The sequence below is a fragment of the Streptomyces sp. NPDC054863 genome (assembly GCF_053610825.1).
In genome coordinates this window covers 92,373-108,581 of sequence record NZ_JBSGZD010000001.1, presented here as the reverse complement: position 1 = coordinate 108,581, position 16,209 = coordinate 92,373, and the positions used below count along the sequence as shown (strand labels likewise).

18 protein-coding genes are annotated in these 16,209 nt (G+C 70.6%); 9 read left to right on the top strand and 9 right to left on the bottom strand.

The window, feature by feature from the left end:
• Positions 1 to 150 precede the first annotated feature (150 nt).
• The 3 genes from ACWGIG_RS00490 (at position 151) to ACWGIG_RS00480 (ending at position 2,750) form a co-directional block, all read left to right on the top strand.
• On the top strand, positions 151 to 1,143 hold the full coding sequence (locus ACWGIG_RS00490) for a hypothetical protein (protein ID WP_453319232.1): 993 nt from the start codon (positions 151 to 153) through the stop codon (positions 1,141 to 1,143).
• Positions 1,144 to 1,195: 52 nt separating this feature from the next.
• Positions 1,196 to 1,810 carry a DinB family protein gene (locus ACWGIG_RS00485; protein ID WP_453319231.1) on the top strand — a complete coding sequence of 205 codons (615 nt, stop codon included), beginning with the start codon at positions 1,196 to 1,198 and terminating at the stop codon, positions 1,808 to 1,810.
• A gap of 292 nt (positions 1,811 to 2,102) precedes the next feature.
• A complete protein-coding gene (locus ACWGIG_RS00480) occupies positions 2,103 to 2,750 on the top strand; it encodes an HAD domain-containing protein (RefSeq protein ID WP_453319249.1) in 648 nt (215 codons plus the stop codon).
• Here the strand turns inward: ACWGIG_RS00480 and ACWGIG_RS00475 are convergent.
• Positions 2,734 to 3,489, bottom strand: a complete 756-nt coding sequence (locus ACWGIG_RS00475; RefSeq protein WP_453319230.1) for a 2-phosphosulfolactate phosphatase — start codon at positions 3,487 to 3,489, stop codon at positions 2,734 to 2,736. The genes ACWGIG_RS00480 and ACWGIG_RS00475 overlap by 17 nt on opposite strands.
• Before the next feature lie 60 nt (positions 3,490 to 3,549).
• Here ACWGIG_RS00475 and ACWGIG_RS00470 point away from each other — a divergent pair, with 60 nt between their 5' ends.
• The gene (locus ACWGIG_RS00470; protein ID WP_453319229.1) at positions 3,550 to 4,104 is read left to right on the top strand and encodes a GNAT family N-acetyltransferase; all 555 of its coding nucleotides are present in this window, start codon (positions 3,550 to 3,552) and stop codon (positions 4,102 to 4,104) included.
• A gap of 49 nt (positions 4,105 to 4,153) precedes the next feature.
• Positions 4,154 to 4,684, top strand: coding sequence for an N-acetyltransferase family protein (locus ACWGIG_RS00465; RefSeq protein ID WP_453319228.1), 531 nt, complete (start codon positions 4,154 to 4,156; stop codon positions 4,682 to 4,684).
• A gap of 75 nt (positions 4,685 to 4,759) precedes the next feature.
• On the opposite strand, the gene ACWGIG_RS00460 is transcribed toward ACWGIG_RS00465, so the two are convergent.
• Positions 4,760 to 5,746: an aldo/keto reductase gene (locus ACWGIG_RS00460; RefSeq protein WP_453319227.1), complete on the bottom strand. Its 987-nt coding sequence runs from the start codon at positions 5,744 to 5,746 to the stop codon at positions 4,760 to 4,762.
• A gap of 234 nt (positions 5,747 to 5,980) precedes the next feature.
• On the opposite strand from ACWGIG_RS00460, the gene ACWGIG_RS00455 reads away from it, so the two are divergent.
• Complete coding sequence (locus ACWGIG_RS00455; protein WP_453319226.1) at positions 5,981 to 7,018, top strand: alpha/beta fold hydrolase; 1,038 nt, start codon at positions 5,981 to 5,983, stop codon at positions 7,016 to 7,018.
• A 37-nt stretch (positions 7,019 to 7,055) separates the two neighbouring features.
• On the opposite strand, the gene ACWGIG_RS00450 is transcribed toward ACWGIG_RS00455, so the two are convergent.
• The 3 genes from ACWGIG_RS00450 to ACWGIG_RS00440 form a co-directional block, all read right to left on the bottom strand.
• Positions 7,056 to 7,283 carry a ferredoxin gene (locus ACWGIG_RS00450; RefSeq protein ID WP_453319225.1) on the bottom strand — a complete coding sequence of 76 codons (228 nt, stop codon included), beginning with the start codon at positions 7,281 to 7,283 and terminating at the stop codon, positions 7,056 to 7,058.
• Positions 7,284 to 7,287: 4 nt separating this feature from the next.
• Positions 7,288 to 8,565 (bottom strand): cytochrome P450, encoded by a 1,278-nt coding sequence (locus ACWGIG_RS00445; protein ID WP_453319224.1) that lies wholly within the window; start codon positions 8,563 to 8,565, stop codon positions 7,288 to 7,290.
• Between the two features lie 212 nt (positions 8,566 to 8,777).
• The gene (locus tag ACWGIG_RS00440) at positions 8,778 to 9,692 is read right to left on the bottom strand and encodes an alpha/beta fold hydrolase (protein ID WP_453319223.1); all 915 of its coding nucleotides are present in this window, start codon (positions 9,690 to 9,692) and stop codon (positions 8,778 to 8,780) included.
• 83 nt (positions 9,693 to 9,775) lie between these two features.
• Here ACWGIG_RS00440 and ACWGIG_RS00435 point away from each other — a divergent pair, with 83 nt between their 5' ends.
• Positions 9,776 to 10,375, top strand: a complete 600-nt coding sequence (locus ACWGIG_RS00435) for a helix-turn-helix domain-containing protein (protein ID WP_453319222.1) — start codon at positions 9,776 to 9,778, stop codon at positions 10,373 to 10,375.
• Between the two features lie 6 nt (positions 10,376 to 10,381).
• Here ACWGIG_RS00435 and ACWGIG_RS00430 read toward each other — a convergent pair whose 3' ends face one another.
• On the bottom strand, positions 10,382 to 11,053 hold the full coding sequence (locus ACWGIG_RS00430; protein ID WP_453319221.1) for a TetR/AcrR family transcriptional regulator: 672 nt from the start codon (positions 11,051 to 11,053) through the stop codon (positions 10,382 to 10,384).
• Positions 11,054 to 11,201: 148 nt separating this feature from the next.
• On the opposite strand from ACWGIG_RS00430, the gene ACWGIG_RS00425 reads away from it, so the two are divergent.
• Positions 11,202 to 12,149, top strand: a complete 948-nt coding sequence (locus ACWGIG_RS00425; protein ID WP_453319220.1) for a TIGR03620 family F420-dependent LLM class oxidoreductase — start codon at positions 11,202 to 11,204, stop codon at positions 12,147 to 12,149.
• Positions 12,150 to 12,226: 77 nt separating this feature from the next.
• Here the strand turns inward: ACWGIG_RS00425 and ACWGIG_RS00420 are convergent, their stop codons facing one another.
• Together ACWGIG_RS00420 and ACWGIG_RS00415 are read right to left on the bottom strand one after the other, a co-directional pair.
• Positions 12,227 to 13,228, bottom strand: coding sequence for a zinc-binding dehydrogenase (locus tag ACWGIG_RS00420; protein ID WP_453319219.1), 1,002 nt, complete (start codon positions 13,226 to 13,228; stop codon positions 12,227 to 12,229).
• 90 nt (positions 13,229 to 13,318) lie between these two features.
• Complete coding sequence (locus tag ACWGIG_RS00415) at positions 13,319 to 13,654, bottom strand: ArsR/SmtB family transcription factor (protein WP_398408204.1); 336 nt, start codon at positions 13,652 to 13,654, stop codon at positions 13,319 to 13,321.
• Between the two features lie 259 nt (positions 13,655 to 13,913).
• Here ACWGIG_RS00415 and ACWGIG_RS00410 point away from each other — a divergent pair, with 259 nt between their 5' ends.
• Positions 13,914 to 15,158 (top strand): MFS transporter, encoded by a 1,245-nt coding sequence (locus tag ACWGIG_RS00410; RefSeq protein WP_453319218.1) that lies wholly within the window; start codon positions 13,914 to 13,916, stop codon positions 15,156 to 15,158.
• Here the strand turns inward: ACWGIG_RS00410 and ACWGIG_RS00405 are convergent.
• Entirely contained in the window at positions 15,122 to 16,105 is a 984-nt protein-coding gene (locus ACWGIG_RS00405) for an ArsR/SmtB family transcription factor (protein WP_453319217.1), read from the bottom strand. The two genes, ACWGIG_RS00410 and ACWGIG_RS00405, sit on opposite strands and share 37 nt — an antisense overlap.
• Positions 16,106 to 16,209: the final 104 nt, after the last annotated feature.

The window sequence follows — 16,209 nt, the reverse complement described above, 5'->3', positions numbered from 1 at the left end:
CCAGGGGAGGGCCCGGTAGGGGGTCCGGAAGGTCGATTCTCCTGTCTCCCCCGCGCGGGGGAGACGAATGGCTCTGGAGGGGGAGGTGGGACCACGGGGCGCTGCAGGATGCTGAAGTCCTGAAGGAGTCCGAAGAGGGGAGGGATCCTGGTGGAACGGTGGGATCGGATCGGACGGGGTGCGTCCTACGGGGCGGCACTGGCATTGCTGCCGTACCTGCTCATCAAAGTGTCGTGGGTAATCGGTGCGCTCGTCGGGGTGCTGCCGACCGGGGCGGGTCTCGGTGTAGCGGAGTGGGTGGTGCTCAACACCGTGACGATCGGCATGGCAGCGATCGGGATCGGGGTGGCGCTCGCTTTCGTGCGGCCGTGGGGGATGCGCATACCCGGGTTGCTGGTGGGGTTCTGCGCATGGGTGGCGTCCGGATTCCTGGTCTCGATACTGCCGTTCGCTCTGTTCAGCTCCTTCCTCGGGGGAGGTGGCGAGCCGGAGGGGGCGGACGGACCGGCGGCGGACGGAGCGGAGATGCCGGTCTGGGAAGCCGTGCTCATCGAGGGCGGCTTCGTCGGGACGGGCCTCTGCCTGGCAGTCGCGATTCCTGCCTATCTGCGCCGCCGTTGGCCGGACGTGCTCCCTGCCGGTCGTGTGGGAGACGGGCCGCGCACCGCCGGGCCGTGGGCGGCCGTCGTCGCCGCGGCGGTCGGTCTGGTCTGGCTGTACTGGGCGTTCGGCGGCACCACAGGGCTCTCCCACCCGTCGGCGAGGATCGCCGAGGGATACCTCCTGGGGGGCATCTCCGGCTTCTGGGCACTTGCCGGGGCAGCAGCGCTATGGGTGCTTGCCCGGGCGTACCCCGCCCGGATTCAGCGCCGGGTCGTGCTGCTGGTGGGCTGGGTCGGATCGGGCTCGCTGTTCGCATGGAGCGGCTGGAAACTGCCCCTCGTGCTGTACGAGACCCTGGTCGTCGGCACCGACGGTGCACGGCCGGAGTCCCCCGTCGTCGCGGTGGCGCTGCACCTGTGCGCGGTGGTTGCGGGGGCTGCGATGCTCCGGGCTCTCGTGCGCGGAGCTCACGCGCACGGAGGGACAACGGGAGCCGGGCGGGACGGCGAGGTCAACTTCCCTTACCAGGCGTTGAATTGAGCTGCCCCCTGGTGAACAGGCGATTGTCAGTGCTGGATGCGATGGTGGGGACATGACTTCATCAGATCCGAAGCAGGACCTGCACCACTACCTCAAGTCCGCCCGTGAAGCGCTGGTATGGAAGGTCGAGGGGCTGTCGGAGTACGACGCCCGCCGCCCGATGACCCCGACCGGCACCAATCTGCTGGGGCTGCTCAAGCACTTGGCCGGCTGCGAGGTGGGGTACTTCGGTGACACCTTCGGGCGGCCGTTCACCGAAGAGCCGATGCCCTGGCTCCAGGAGTTCGACGACGACCCGACGGTGGACATGTGGGCTGCGGCCGACGAGTCCCGTGAGTACATCGTCGGTCTGTACCGGAAGGCGTGCGCCCACTCGGACGCCACGATCGAAGCACTGTCCTGGGACTCCACGGGACGCGTTCCGCACTGGCCGGAGGACCGGAGCGAGGTGTCCCTGCAACGGGTCCTGGTCCATATGCTCGCCGAGACCAACCGGCACGGCGGCCATGCCGACATCATCCGCGAACTCGTGGACGGGGCCGCCGGACTGCAGGACGGCAACGAGAACATGCCGCCGACGGAGGGCCTCTCGTGGGAGAAGTACCGGGAACAGCTGGAAGGGGTGGCACGGGCGGCGGAAGAAGGGGCGGCGGGGAAGACGATCTAGCGGTGTCTCACGGGGGCTAGCGCTAGTGGTGTGGTGGGGTCTGGAGGGGGCCGACGGCAACCGGGCGGGGAGACGGGTGGCGGTGTGCTGGGTGGGGTGGGGTGCTCTGCCGGGTCGTCGGACCGTTGGCACGACGACCACGGGGAGCACAGCGCCGGGCAGCCAGTATGGTGCGCCTGTGACCGGCTCTGACTCTCACTTCGACGTGGGCCCCGACTGCGGTCCCGTCTGCGGCCCTGGCTGCGGCTCCGACCACGGTTTCGCCTGCGGCGCCGAGCGCGAATCCGACTCCGTGTCGCAGCGCCAAGTACCCCTTCTCTTCCTCGACGTTGACGGGCCGCTCATCCCCTTTGGTGCACCGTCGCAGGAGTATCCGACGTATCGGACGGACATCGGTGGGACGGAGCCCGCTTTCAACCCTCTCCTGACCAGGGTCAATCCGGGGCACGGCCCCCGGCTGGCGGCCTTGCCGTGCGAGCTGGTGTGGGCGACCACCTGGGGAGAGGATGCGAACGAGTGCGTGGCTCCCCTGCTCGGCCTGCCGCGGTTGCCAGTGGTGGACCAGCCCGAGCCGGACGAGCCCGGTGGACGTGCGGCGTGGGAGGAAGCGGATACCCGTGCCGGGCGGCACTGGAAGACCCGCGTCCTGGTCGGACTGGCAGCAGGCCGCCCGTTCGCCTGGGTCGACGACGAGATCGGCGAGGCGGATCGCGACTGGGTTTCCGAACATCATCCGGGGCGTGCTCTGCTCCACCGTGTCGACCCCCGGAAGGGGCTGGTGGAGGGTGATTTCAGGGTGCTCGGTGAGGCGCTGAGCTGGTTGCGGGAGGAGGCCGAGGCCGTTGATACGACGGACCTCGGGACGGGACGGGTGGTTCGGCGGATCGTGGTGAGTTCGGTTGACGGGTGGGACGGCAGGGGTTTCAGTCGGCTGCGGTGAAGGCTCCACCGACGAGTACGGGGACGGTGGTGGAGACGTCCAACTCCCCTGCCAGGGCGACGTCTTCGGCGAAGCCACCCTCCGTGAGCTCGCGGCCCGAGGAGCAGTCCGTGACGGTGGCGCTCAGGTCGGCAACCGCCGTGCAGGCGGCCACTGCGGCAGTGGCTTCAGGGGAGAGGCCGGCATCGGCGGACTCCCGCAGGGCGGCGATGACGGCTCCGGCACCGAGCAGGTCCTCCAGTGCGGGGCGAAGGCTGCCGTCGGGCCAGCGCTCGCCTGCGGCGATCACTCCGACCGGGCGGTCCTCGCGACCGTACCCCCGGGCGGTGAGCCATTGGCCCACGGCGGTTGCGTTCCGCAGGGAGGCGGCGACCACTGTGGCGCCGTTCGCGGAGGCGGCGATGGCGGACCCGTTGGGGGAGGGGAGGACGAGCCGGGGTGTGAAGGGGGCGCGTCGCAGCGCGGCAGGGGAGAGGGTCCAGGGTGTTGTGGCGGAGACCATGCGGCGGCCCACGGCCAGCTCGGCGTCGTGCTCGGCCGCGTGGACGAAGGCGCTTTCGTCGCGCCAGCGGTACGGGAAGACACGGGTTCCGGCTGCCACGGCGATGCTCACGGACGTAGCGAAGGAGAGCACATCGACGACGACCAGGCACGCGATGTGCGGGGCGAGGCGTTCCGCTCCCGTCGGCCCCCATTCGAAGCGGACACCGTGCCCTGACTGTAGAGACCATGTATCCATGAGTGAGGATCATGCCACCCCGAGAGGGGCCACGGACCCGTTCCGTGCCAGGATCCATGGATGGCTGACGCATCCCAAGGGCCCGCCCTGCTGCAGGAGTTCACCTCACCCGGTCAGGTCACCCCGGAGCTGAGGAAGTCGCTTGCCGAGTGCTGGGTCGAGGTCACCAACTCCGGTGGGGCGGCCGGGTTCCCCTTCCCGCCGATCGAACTGCCCCAGGCGGCCCGAGCGGTCGATTCGCTCGTTGCCGCTCTCTCGCCGGACAGCTGCCGCCTGCTCACCGCGACGACCGCCGACGGCGGACTGGCCGGTTGGCTGTGTCTGCGCCGGGACCCGTTCGAACTGATCGCCCACTGGGGCACGCTCCACCACCTCCAGACCCGCCCGGGAGTGCGGGGCGAAGGCCACGGCGCCGCCCTCCTGCAAGAGGTACGCCGCATCGCCCGGGACGAGATGGGGCTGGAGCAGCTCCACCTCGCCGCACGCGGAGGCGCCGGCCTTGAGGACTTCTACGCACGCCACGGCTGGCAGGAAGCCGGTCGCTGGACGGGGGCGTTGCGGTTCGCGCCGGAGGACGACCGGGACGAGGTTCTGATGTTGCTCGATCCGCTGTGAACCGGGCGACTGTGATCCAGACTGTGATCCAAGTGAGGGGACAGGAACGATGACACTGCGCCGGGCCCTCGCCTCCGACCACCGGGCCATGGTCGATTGCGTACAGAGCTGGTGGGGCGACTCGCGGACTCCCGAACAGGCAAGGGAGTTGTCGTTGCTGCTGCCGAAGCTGTTCCTGCAGTTCTTCGCCGGTACGAGTCTGGTGCTGGAGGACGCGGAGGGCAGGGGCGGCATCAGGGCATTCCTGGTGGGATTTCACTCGGCGGACGACGGTACCGGGGCGTACATCCACTTCGTCGGGGTGGATCCGCGGCTGCGTGGGCAGGGTGTGGCCCGCAGGCTCTACGAGGACTTCTTCCAGCGTGCGGCCGAGGCCGGGCGCAGTGAGGTGCGGGCCGTCACGTCGCCGGGCAATCGAGGATCGGTCGCCTTCCATCTGGCGATGGGGTTCGTGGTGGAGGAAGGGGACCGGCAGGTCGGCGACCTGTCCGTACACACGGATTACGACGGCCCGGGGCAGGACCGGGTGTGCTTCCGCCGCGGGATCGGAACCGGAGGATCGGGGCGTGATTCCTCGTAGAAGCTGGTGCTGGTGCTGGTGCTGGTGCCGGTGCCGGTTGTGAGCGGTGGCGAGCAGCGGAAGCGGCCGGGTGGTTCAGCCGTTGACGAAGGTCAGGCTGGTGGCGTCGTAGCGGGTGCCTGCCACCTGCTCGGGCGGGGCGGCGGCCTCGATGGCGGCGAGGTCGTCGGGGGACAGCGCGACGGAGAGGGACGCGAGGTTCGCCTCCAGGTACTGCCGACGGCGGGTGCCGGGGATCGGCACCACGTCGTCGCCCTGGTGCTGCAGCCAGGCCAGGGCGAGTTCACCGGCGGTGACCTTCTTTGCCGCGGCGAGTTCGTTGAGCTTGGTGACGATCGCCAGGTTCCGTTCGAGGTTGCCGTCGGCGAAACGGGGCTGGCTGCGGCGTACGTCGGTCTCGGAGAGCCCCTCGACCGAGTGGTAGCGGCCGGTCAGGAAGCCGCGTCCGAGAGGGGAGAACGGGACCAGTCCGATGCCGAGTTCGCGGCAGACCGGTGCGATCTCCGCCTCCAGGTCACGCGTCCACAGGGACCACTCGCTCTGCAGGGCGGCGATCGGGTGCACCGCGTGCCCCCGCCGCACGGTGTGTGCGCCGGCCTCGGAAAGCCCCAGGTGGCGGACCATTCCGGCCTGCACCAGCTCGGCCATCGCTCCGACGGTTTCCTCGATCGGCACCTGCGGATCGACCCGGTGCTGGTAGTAGAGGTCGATGTGGTCGACGCCGAGCCGACGCAGCGAGGCCTCGCAGGCCTGCCGTACGTAGGCGGCGTCGCCGCGGAGCCGGGTGGGCTCGCCCAAGCGGTTGGCGAAGCCGAACTTCGTGGCCAGCACCACCTCGTCGCGGCGCCCGGCGACGGCTCGGCCGATCAGTTCTTCGTTGTGCCCGCCGCCGTAGAAGTCGGAGGTGTCGAGGAGAGTCACTCCGAGGTCGAGGGCACGGTGCAGCGTGGCGATCGACTGCGTGTCGTCCGTGGCGCCGTAGCCGTGGCTCATGCCCATGCATCCGAGGCCCTGTGCGGAGACCGCGAGTTCGCCCAGGTATCGGGTGGGGATGTTGGCCATGGTGTTGCCTCCAGGGGTTGGTGCGGGTCGGTGCGGGCTGACGGGGCCCGACGGGGTTTGAAAGGTTTGAAGCGTCTGACCAGGACGCTAAGTGCTGGAGCGCGCTCCAGGTCAACCGGCCGCGAACGCCGGTTCCCTCAACTTGCCGAATCGGCAAGAGGATTCGCGCGCCCGTCCCGCCCGCCGGATCATCGCTGACAGAGCCGTATGCCGTTTCGGACCCGGAGGTACCCCATGCCCCAGCCCGCCCGTGCCACCGCCCCCGCCGCTCCCGCCGTCCCCGGCCCCACCCACCGTCTGGTTCCCTCGCCCGCGGGCCGGATCCATCTCGTGGAGCAGGGGAGCGGGCCGCTGGTGCTGCTGGTGCACGGGTTTCCGGAGTCCTGGTACTCCTGGCGCCACCAGCTGCCGGTGCTGGCTGCGGCAGGCTACCGGGCGGTCGCCGTCGACGTGCGCGGCTACGGCCGTTCCTCCCGCCCCGCCGACGCGGCGGCGTACGGGATGCTCGACCTCGTCGAGGACAACGTCGCCGTGGTGCACGCGCTCGGAGAGCGGAGCGCGGTCGTCGTCGGGCACGACTGGGGTGCGACCATCGCCGCGAACTCCGTCCTGGTCAGGCCGGACGTCTTCCGTGCCGTCGGGCTGCTGAGCGTGCCGTACGCCCCGCGCGGCGGCCCGCGGCCCAGCGAGGTGTTCGCGCAGATGAGCGCCGGTGCGGGTGCCGGGGGGAGCGCGGAGGAGCTCTACGTCTCCTACTTCCAGCAGCCCGGACGGGCCGAGGCGGAGATCGAGCCCGATGTACGGGGATGGCTGGCGGGGTTCTACGCCGCGATGTCCGCCGACACGATGCCCGGGCCGGACGAGCCGGACCCGCATTTCGTTGCCGCCGACGGCACCCTGAGGGACAGGTTCCCCACCGGGCGGCTGCCCGGCTGGCTCAGCGACGACGAACTCGACTTCTACGCCGGTGAGTTCGAGCGGACCGGCCTGACCGGGGCGCTCAACCGCTATCGGAACATGGACCGGGACTGGGAGGAACTCGCCGCTTTCGACGGCGCCCCGATCACCCAGCCTTCCCTGTTCGCCGGAGGCGACGAGGACGCCTCCACCGTCTGGCTGGCCGACGCGATCGAGGCGTATCCCGCCACGCTGCCCGGGCTCTTCGGGTCGTACCTCCTCAAGGGCTGCGGCCACTGGATCCAGCAGGAGCGCCCCGAGGAGGTCAATCGGATCCTGACCGAGTGGCTCGCGTCGCTGCCCGCGGTTCCGTAGGCGCATCGCAGGCGGTCGGCGCGACCGGCAGGCTCCGTCACACCAGAGTGATGGCTTCCGCGGGGCACAGCCCTGCCGCTTCCCGGACGTCCTCCAAGTCTCTGTCCGCGTGCGGCAGTCGGGTACGGAGAAGGAGGACGAGGCCGTCCTCGATGTCCTGGTCGAATACCTCCGGGGCGGTCAGCACGCACATTCCGGCGCCGAGACAGCGTTCCCGGTCGGCCCTGACTTCCGTGTCGCGTGCGTCGTGCTCGGGTTCCGTCATCGCCCTACACCTCGCCCCAGGTCACCGGGAGGCTGTGCACCCCGAAGATGTTCATGCCCGTACGGAGCGGTACGTCCTCCGACGGCACGGCCAGTCGCAGGTCCGGGAAGCGGGTGACGAGTGCGGGCAGTGTCACCTGCATCTCCACGCGGGCCAGTTGCTGGCCCAGGCACTGGTGGATGCCGTGTCCGAAGCCCAGGTGGCCGGTGGCCTTGCGGTGCAGGTCGAGGGTGTCGGGGCCGGGGAATCGCAGCGGGTCGCGGTTGGCGGCCTCGATGGACATCGTGACGGTCTGCCCCGCCTTGATGAGCTTGCCTTCCAGCTCGACGTCCTCCAGTGCGGCCTTCATGGTGGTCTGGACGATGGTCAGGTAGCGCATCAGTTCCTCGACGGCCTGCGGGGCGAGGGACGGGTCCTCGCGCAGGGCGGCGAACTGCTCCGGGTTGCGGAGCAGCGCGAACGTACCGAAGGCGATCATGTTCGCGGTGGTGTCGAGGCCGGCGGCGAGCAGGAAACTGCCCACACCGGTGAGTTCCTCGTCGGTGAGGTCGCTCCTGGTCAGGTCGCTGAGCATGTCGTCGGTGGGGTCGGCGCGCTTGGCGAGCACCAGTTTGTGCATGTACTCGCCGAGGGCGGCTATTGCATCGCCCTGTGCCTGCTGGTCGGTGACGTGGCTGGTGAGCTGCAACGTCCACTCCTGGAACTTCTCCCGGTCGACGGTGGGCACCCCCAACAGCTCGCAGATCATCAGCGCGGGTATGGGCTGTGCGAACTCCTTCACTAGGTCCACCGGTCCGCCCCGGCGCTCCATCGCGTCCAGGTGCTCGGTGGTGATCTGCTCGGCGCGCGAGGTGAGTTCGCGCATCCGGCGGACCGTGAACTTCCCCACGAGCAGCCTGCGGAGCCGGGTGTGTTCGGGGGCGTCCATCCCGGTCATGTCGCCGACCGGTGCGGGCGGCAGCTGGCCGATGTCCGCGAGGGGGTAGTGCATGAGCTCGTACTTCGAGCTGAAGCGGGGGTCGGCGAACAGCGACCGGACCGTCTCGTACCCCGTGGCCAGCCAGCCGACGTGCCCGTCGGGGAAATGCAGCGGCACCAGCGGGTCCTGCTCGCGGAACTCGGCCAGTTCGGCGGGCGGGTCGAAGGGGCAGCCGGCGGGGCGGGGTGCGGTGGGGAAGACAACAGGACCGCGCTCGCGGAGATCCGCCGCTTCGGTCCCTTCAGTCCCTTCGGTCTCTCGGGGGCCGTGTCCGGCAGGGCAGGCCGACGTTTCGTTCTGCATGTGTCCTCCAGGGCAGATAGGGGCAGGGAAGGGCCGACCACAGGCTGGGCGCGACCTCGTCCGTGATGCCAGTGTGGCATCACTATGACGCCATCACAACTCCCCTTCAAGTCAACTGGTGCCAGAGTGGCTCCAATTGGCCTCGTCTGGTGCTGCCCGCTGTCCGCTGTTCGGTGATGCCGACTGGCAGCCGGGGCGTACCTGTCGAGGGTTCACGCTGCGGCGTGCAGCTTTCGAAGCGCATCGAGGACCGCGTCCCCACGCTCGATGTGGAGGTACTGGTGCGAGGCGCCCGCGATCTCGCGGTGCTCGCCCCGGGGGACGGCCGCGGCCATGGCCGCGTGCAGGGCATGCAGACCGTCGTGTGCCCCTTGCAGCAAATCCTCCGGCATGAACTTCGCCCAGTACGGGTTGGTCCCGCCTGCCGTGAGCACTGTCAGCGGTACGTCGGGCAGGGGGCCGCCGCCCCGCAGTTCCTCGAACACCTCGGTCTCGAAGTTCAGGTCCTCCGCGAGGGAGGTGCGCCAGGACGCCAGATTGTGCTCGACGAGCTGCTCGCGCACCTCGGCCGGCCACTGCGCGTACAGCTGCGCCCACTGCTCGCGCGCCAGTCGGACCTGCTCGTCCGTCAGGCTGTCCGGCAGGGTCTCCGGGTCGAGCTTCAGGCGGTCGCGCATCTCCACGACCTCCTCCGGCAGGTACGCGAGTATGTCCTCGTGGCCGGGGTCCAGCAGGAGCAGTCCCGCCACCTCGTCGGGGAAGCGCTGCGCGTAGCGGCGTGCGTAGAACGCGCCCAGGGAGTGCCCCACCAGGAGATACGGGCCGGATATTCCGGCGGCGCGCAGCAGTTCGCGCAGTTCGTCGACCACTTCGGTGGGGGTGCGAGGCAGGGTGGCCGGGGCGCTCCAGCCCGTGCCCGCCCGGTCGTACAGCACGCTCGTCGTGAACTCCGCCGCTCCGGACTGGATATTGAGAAAGTCCAGGCCGACCAGGCCCGCTCCCGGCAGCAGCACCACGGCAGGGCCGCCGGAACCGGACCGGTGGAGCATCAGTTGCCGTCCCTCCGTCCTGTTGCTGTTTGCTCCGACCTCGTACATCCGCCCCAGCGGCGGAAGTTGACTCTGCATTGCGGCTCCCCGGTGTTCGTGACGGTGCTGTCCGTCATCGTTCCCAACTTTGGGAAAGGTACCAGCTGTGGGAACATCCGGTCATGGATACGACCGATCTGCTTCTGCACCCCGTGCGGCTCCGCGTCGTGCACGCGCTTTCCGGCGGTCACCTGATGACGACCGCTCAGCTCTGCGCACGCATGCCGGACGTCTCCAAGACCAGCGCCTACCGGCACATCGCCCTCCTTGCCGATGCGGGCGTCCTGGAGGTGGAGAGCGAGCAGCGGGTACGGGGCGCGGTGGAGCGCACCTTCCGGCTGCGCGGGGAGCGCGCGGTGATCGCCGACGATCCGGCCGATCCCGCCGCGCGGCTCTCGACGGAGGACTACCGCAGGGGATTCGCCGCGGCGACGGCCGTCCTGCTCGCCGAGTTCGGCGCCTACCTCGACCGGGACGACGCGGACCCGGCCGCTGACCTGGTGGGATTCCGGCAGCACGCAATCTGGCTCAGCCGTGAGGAACTCACCGGTCTGATCGGAGATCTGCGTGCCGCGATCGCGCCCCGCATGCAGTACGGCCCGGCTCCGGACCGTACGCAGCACTTGCTCAGCCCGATCATGTTCCCGATGGGGGAGTCCGGAGGCGGGGACGGGGCCGAGCAGGCAGCAGGCGGGCAGGCCGAGGGCGAGCGGGGGGTGTAGCGGGTGTCACTTCCGTCGGCTGCTCCTGTGCACGGCGTCCAGGACGAACCCCAGTAGGCGCCGGGGCTGGTCCTCGTTCTGCCGGGCGCTGCTGCGGGCCGTGGACAGGGCGATGCCGACGACGAGCGGCACGAGGTCGTCGGAGGAGAGGTCCGCGCGCGCCGTGCCCTGTTGCTGGGCGCGCGCGAGGAGTGCCTGGGTCGCGTCCTGGATCATGCGGTGGCAGTCGATGCCCGGCGGCCCGGGTGCCGCATCTTCGTCAAGGGCCGGATCGCCCTCGGTGAGGGCTGCCGCGTCCCCCTTGCGGAGGGCCGCCGTGTCCCGCTCGCGGATCGCCGCGTCCTCTTCGAGGAGGAGGGCGCTGCCCATGCCCTGGTTGAGACGGGCATGCTCCATGAAGGCGTACAGCCACTCCTCCAGTGCGTCGTCGGCTGATTCCGAGCCGAGCAGGTCGTCCGAGAGCGCGCACAGCCGCTCGACCCGCTCCTGGAGGACTGCCGCCAGCAGGGCCTGGCGGTTGGGGAAATTGCGGTAGAGGGTCCCGGGCCCCACCCCCGCCCGACGGGCGATCTCGTTGAGCGACGCCTCGGGTCCCGCCTCGGCGAACACCTCCTGCGCGGCCGTCACCAGTCGCTCCCGGTTGAGGCGTGCGTCCGTACGGCGCGGGTGGGGTGTCATCGCTGAGGGGTCCTGTCCTGCTGGGGAGTTGAGAGGGCTGGTCAAGCGGAGAGCCTCTCCGTATCGTAGCGGGCAGCTAACCGGAGAACCTCTCCGGAAAGTATTGCTGCGTTCTGCGACTTTGCGGCGCTCTTTCAGGGAGACATGGATGACAGACGCCGGTGTACGCACCGAGCTGGGCCGGGTCGGGATCTGGACCTTCGCCTTCGACGGCCGGCCCGCCGGCCTGGTACGTGAAGCAGCCGCCGAAATCGAGGAGTTGGGGTACGGGGCGATCTGGTACGGGGAGGCGTTCGGCCGGGACACCGTCGGACAGGCGTGGCTGCTGTTGTCCGCGACCCGGCGCATCACCGTCGCCTCGGGCATCGCCAGCATCGAACGCCGCGACCCCATCGCGACGGCGAGTGCGGCCCGTACCCTCGGCGAGGCATTTCCCGGACGGTACGTGCTCGGGCTGGGCGGCCACCGGGTCGACACCACCGTGCTGTTGGAGGGCGCGGGGGAGGAAGGCGGGGACGGCGGCAAGGGTCCCCGGCGCGGCGGGCCGTTGGCTGCGATGCGCGCCTACCTCGACGCGATGGACGTGGCACCCGTCGGCAGCCCGGCCGCAGACCCGGCCCCGCGCCGGTTGCTGGCCGCGCTCGGTCCGCGCCTGCTGGAGCTCGCCGCGACCCGTGCCTGGGGTGCGCACCCCTACTTCGTACCCGTCGAACACACCGTGCGTGCCCGCGAGGCCATGGGTCCGGACGCCTTCCTGGGCGTGGAACAGGCCGTCGTCCTGGACACCGATCTCGCGCGTGCCCGCGAAGTCGCCACCGCACACGTCGGTTTCTACGCGAGCGCGGCCCCGCACCAGCAGGCCAGCCTGCGCCGCCTCGGCTTCGACGACGCGGACTTCACCGGCGGTCCGAACGGCGGGCCGAGCCGCCGCCTGGTGGACGCGATCGTGGTGTACGGCGACGAGGAGGCGATCCGCCGCCGGGTGCGCGAGCACCTCGACGCGGGCGCCGACCATGTGTGTCTGCAGGTCCTTACGGCGGACCCGGCCGCGTTCCCGGACCGCGAGTGGCGTGAGCTGGCGCCTGCGTTGCTCTAGCCACCCGCACGCGGTTCCGGTCACCTCCGCCGCGCAGCGTCACGTCCGCCCCGCAGTGTCACCCTCGTCGTGCCGAGTCATCCCCGCGGCAGCAGGACCACCTTGCCCATGGCTCTGCGTGACTCCAGAGCGGCGTGCGCCTCGGCGGCCTTGGAGAGGGGGAAGTGGCTGAGGAGCGGGATGAGACCCGTGGTGGCCGCGCGGTGCAGGGCGCGGGACTGGAGTTCGCGGTGGCCGCCGGGCGGAAGCATGGCCGGGCCGAGGGCCCAGGTGGCGGTGAGACCGCGTTCGACGAGGTCGGCGGTGGTGAGGGCGGTCGGTGTGCCGGAGGCCCAGCCGTGCAGGAGGAAGCGGCCTCCGGGGCCCAGGAGTTCGAGCGCGGCGCGGCCGGCGGTGCCGCCGACGCCGTCGAAGACCACGGTCACGGTGTCGTGGTGCGCGCCCTTGGGCAGTGCGGCCAGGGCGTTGTGGACCTGATTCGGCCAGTCGGTGTCTTGGTAGTCCACCGCCACGTCGGCGCCGAGTTCGCGGACGTGCCGCACCTTGGCCGGGCCGCCGGCCACTCCGACCACCGTGGCCCCGACGCGATGTGCCTCCTGCACCAGGAGGCTGCCCACGCCACCGGCCGCCGACATCACCAGTACGACGTCGGACGCGGTGAGTCGGGCGGCGTGCAGCAGGCCCTGGGCCGTGGCTCCAGTCGTGATCATCGCCACGGCGGTGGCCGCGTCCAGGTGGTCGGGGAGATGGTGGAGGTCGTCGGCTGCGGCGATCGCCTGTTCGGCGTAGCCGCCGTCCGATTCCAGCTGTGCCACCACGCGCCGTCCGAGCCATGCGGCGTCCACCCCGGGGCCGATTTCTGCCACGGTTCCGGCCACCTCCGCGCCGGGGGAGTGGGGGAGCGGCGGGGGTTCGTGCGGGCCGATGGCGTGGCCCCGGCGGAGGGTGGTTTCGATGAAGTGGACACCGCTCGCCTCCACTTCGATACGGACCCGTCCCGGGCCCGGGGTCGGGACAGGGACCTCTTCGTACGTCAGGTTGGTGGCGGGGCCGAAGGCGTGCAGTCGTATCGCGTGCATGGTGAGTACCTCAGTCCGTGAGTCCCTGGTGTGGTGCTCACGATGCGACGTCAAGCGGACTTGAGGTCAAGAGGAAGCAGAGACGGAGGGTCAGCGGTGCGCGTCCGCCGATGTGTAGCCGCACCTCACGGCGAAGGCGAGGAGCTGGTCCAGCAGGCCGGGGAAGCGGTCCTCCAGCTCCGCCAGGCGCAGTGAGTTGTAGCAGCGGGTGCCTTCCGAGCGGACGTGCAGGGTGCCGGCTTCACGGAGGATCTTGAGGTGGTGGGTCATCGTCGACTTGGCGATGCTGCCGCCGAGTTCGCCCGCCGTGCGCTCCTGGCCGTCCGCGAGTGCGACGGCGATGCCCAGTCGGGTGGCGTCGCTCAGCGCGAACAGGACGTCGGGCAGGCAGACGTCTTCGATCTCCGGGTGGAAGTAGTGGCGCACCCGCCAAGAATCGCACAGCTGCCCAGGAGCGCCTGGTGGTGTCCGGAGTACTGGGTGATGCCCGGAGTACTGGGTGGTGCACAGGTGCACCAGGTGATGCCCACGTGCAACAGGTGGCTCCCAGGTGTACCGGGTGGTGTCCAGGAGCACCGAGGTGGCTGGAAAGGGCCGTTACTGCTTGCCGGATGCGGTGCGGGGGTGATCTTGTCCGGATGTTCCTATGTACTGCAACCTACGAACATCTACGATCGGTGAGCCAGTGAACCTCGTCTGTCTGCTGGGCCTCGGCGCCTTCGCGCTGGGCCTCGACGCCTACGTCACCGCAGGCCTCCTCCCCTCCATAGCCACCGACTTCGGCTCCTCCGTCTCCGCCACCGGCCAAATGGTCACCGCCTTCACCCTTGCGTACGCCCTCGCCTCCCCGGTCTTCGCGACCCTCCTCCCCGCCTCCCGCGTACGCAGCGGACTGCTCGTCTCCCTGGCGGTCTTCGCCCTCGCCAACGCGGGTTCCGCGCTGGCCACTTCGCTGCCCGTGCTCTTGATCACCCGGGCATTCGCCGGTGTCGGAGCCGGTCTCTACCTCGCGCTCGCGGCCTCCGCCGCCGCCTCGCTCGTCGACCGCGAACGACGGGGCCGCGCCCTCGCCGTGATCATGGGCGGGATGAGCTCGGGCACCGTCATCGGCGTCCCCGCCGGCGTCTACATCGCCCAGCACACCGGCTGGCGCGCCACCCTGTGGCTGGTCACCGCCATCGGCCTCGCCGCCCTCGCCGGACTTCTCGTACGGTTGCCGCACCTTCCGGCCACCGAGACCGTGAGCCTTCGCCGGCGTGCCCAGGTGGTGACCGATCCGCGCGTCGCCTCCGTCGTCGGCGTCTCGCTCCTCGCGGCCGTCGCCAGCCTCGGCCTCTACACGTACTTCGTCCCCGTCATGGCCACCGGCACCATGGGCGGCGTCGAGAACATCACCCCGTACCTCTGGGCCTGGGGCCTCGGCGGCGTCATCGGCTCCCTCGTCATCGGCTCGCTCGTGGACCGCGTCCGCCGCCCCGCCACCCTGGTCGTCGGCATCCTGGCGATCCTGGTCGTGTCCCTGCTGGCCTTCCGCTTCGCCGCGCCGGTCACCCCGCTGCTCGCCCTCGTACCCATCGCGGTCTGGGGCGCGGTCGGCTGGGCACTCCAAGTACCGCAGCAGAACGATCTGCTGGCGGCCCGAGGCGAACAGGGCGGCCCGGTCGCCGTCGCCCTCAACGAGTCCGCGCTCTACCTCGGCAGCGCCATCGGCTCCGGCCTCGGCGGCGCGGCCTTCGCCTTCGGCTGGAGCGGATCCGTGCTCCCGCTCTGGGCCGCCGGATTCGCGGCAGCCGCGCTGCTGCTCCAGCTCACGGCGGTACGGGCTGCCACCAAGCGGGCTGCGGACAAGCGGGCTGCCGTACGGGAGGACTGCCCGGGCGCCGCACGAGGGGGTTACCCGGACAGCTCCCGAGCCCCTGCACGGCGTTGAACCAGCAGGCTCCCCAGCGGTGTGCGCAGGTGGAGCACCGCCCGCCCGGCGCGGACCGAGGTGATCAGCCCGGCACCGCGCAGTGCCGTCGCGTGGGCCGAAGCGGTGGCGTTGCTGACGCCCAGCCGTCGGGCGAGGCCGCTGGTGGTGTGCTCCTCCGAGAGCCGGAACAGAATGTCGAGGCGGGTCCGGCCGAGCACCGCCGCCAACGCGTCGTCCGTACGGCCCGCCCCGTCCGGCGCGAGCGGCAGGCCCGGGCCTGCCGGATAGGTCACGGCCAGCGGATGGCCGGGCAGGTCGGCAACGCTGGGGCGGCCGGTCCAGTGGAAGGTGGGCAGGAGCAGCACACCGCGCCCGTGCAGTACGAAGTCTCCCGCCGGACCGTCGAACTCCCAGACGTCGTCGCACAGCCGGGCGCCGGCGACGAGCGCGGCCAGCGCGGCACCGATGCCGTGTTCGGCGACGGTCACGGCATGGCGGGTGAACTCCGTGTGGTGCAGGTCCTGCACCAGGCCCCACACGGGACGTACGACCGTCTCGAACGCCGTGTGCTGGGCACGGCGCAGGACCTGCCAGGCGTCGGCGTCACCCCGGTGGAGGCTCCGAATCCACAGCGGTGCCGGGGCCGGGCTCCCCGCGTACACCCGCTCGATCTCGGAGCGGACCAGCTCCGGCCGCGAAGCCCGCACGGTGTCCAGCCCCTCGTCCAGGGTGTCGCTGAAGACGTCGAGGAAGAGGGGAGCCTCGGTCGCGGGGACCAGGTCGCCCAGCGGCTCGGCAGCGACCGGCAAGGACCGGAGCACCCGGCGCCTCCAACGGCCGAAGAGCAGCTCCTGATCGGGGCGGCACATCGTCATCAGCGCCGCGTTCAGCTCCTGCAGCGGAGCCGGCCGGGGTGCGAATCGGACCTGGGCGAAGTCGGCGGCCGTGAAATGGATCCGGATCACCGGCTTCCCCTCCCGTAGGTCTCTGCGAGCGCCGCGCCATCGTTTCGGGCAGGGCCTCAACCTTCGTCTCCGCCGCCGTCACGCGCCAGCATTCAGGGGCGGCA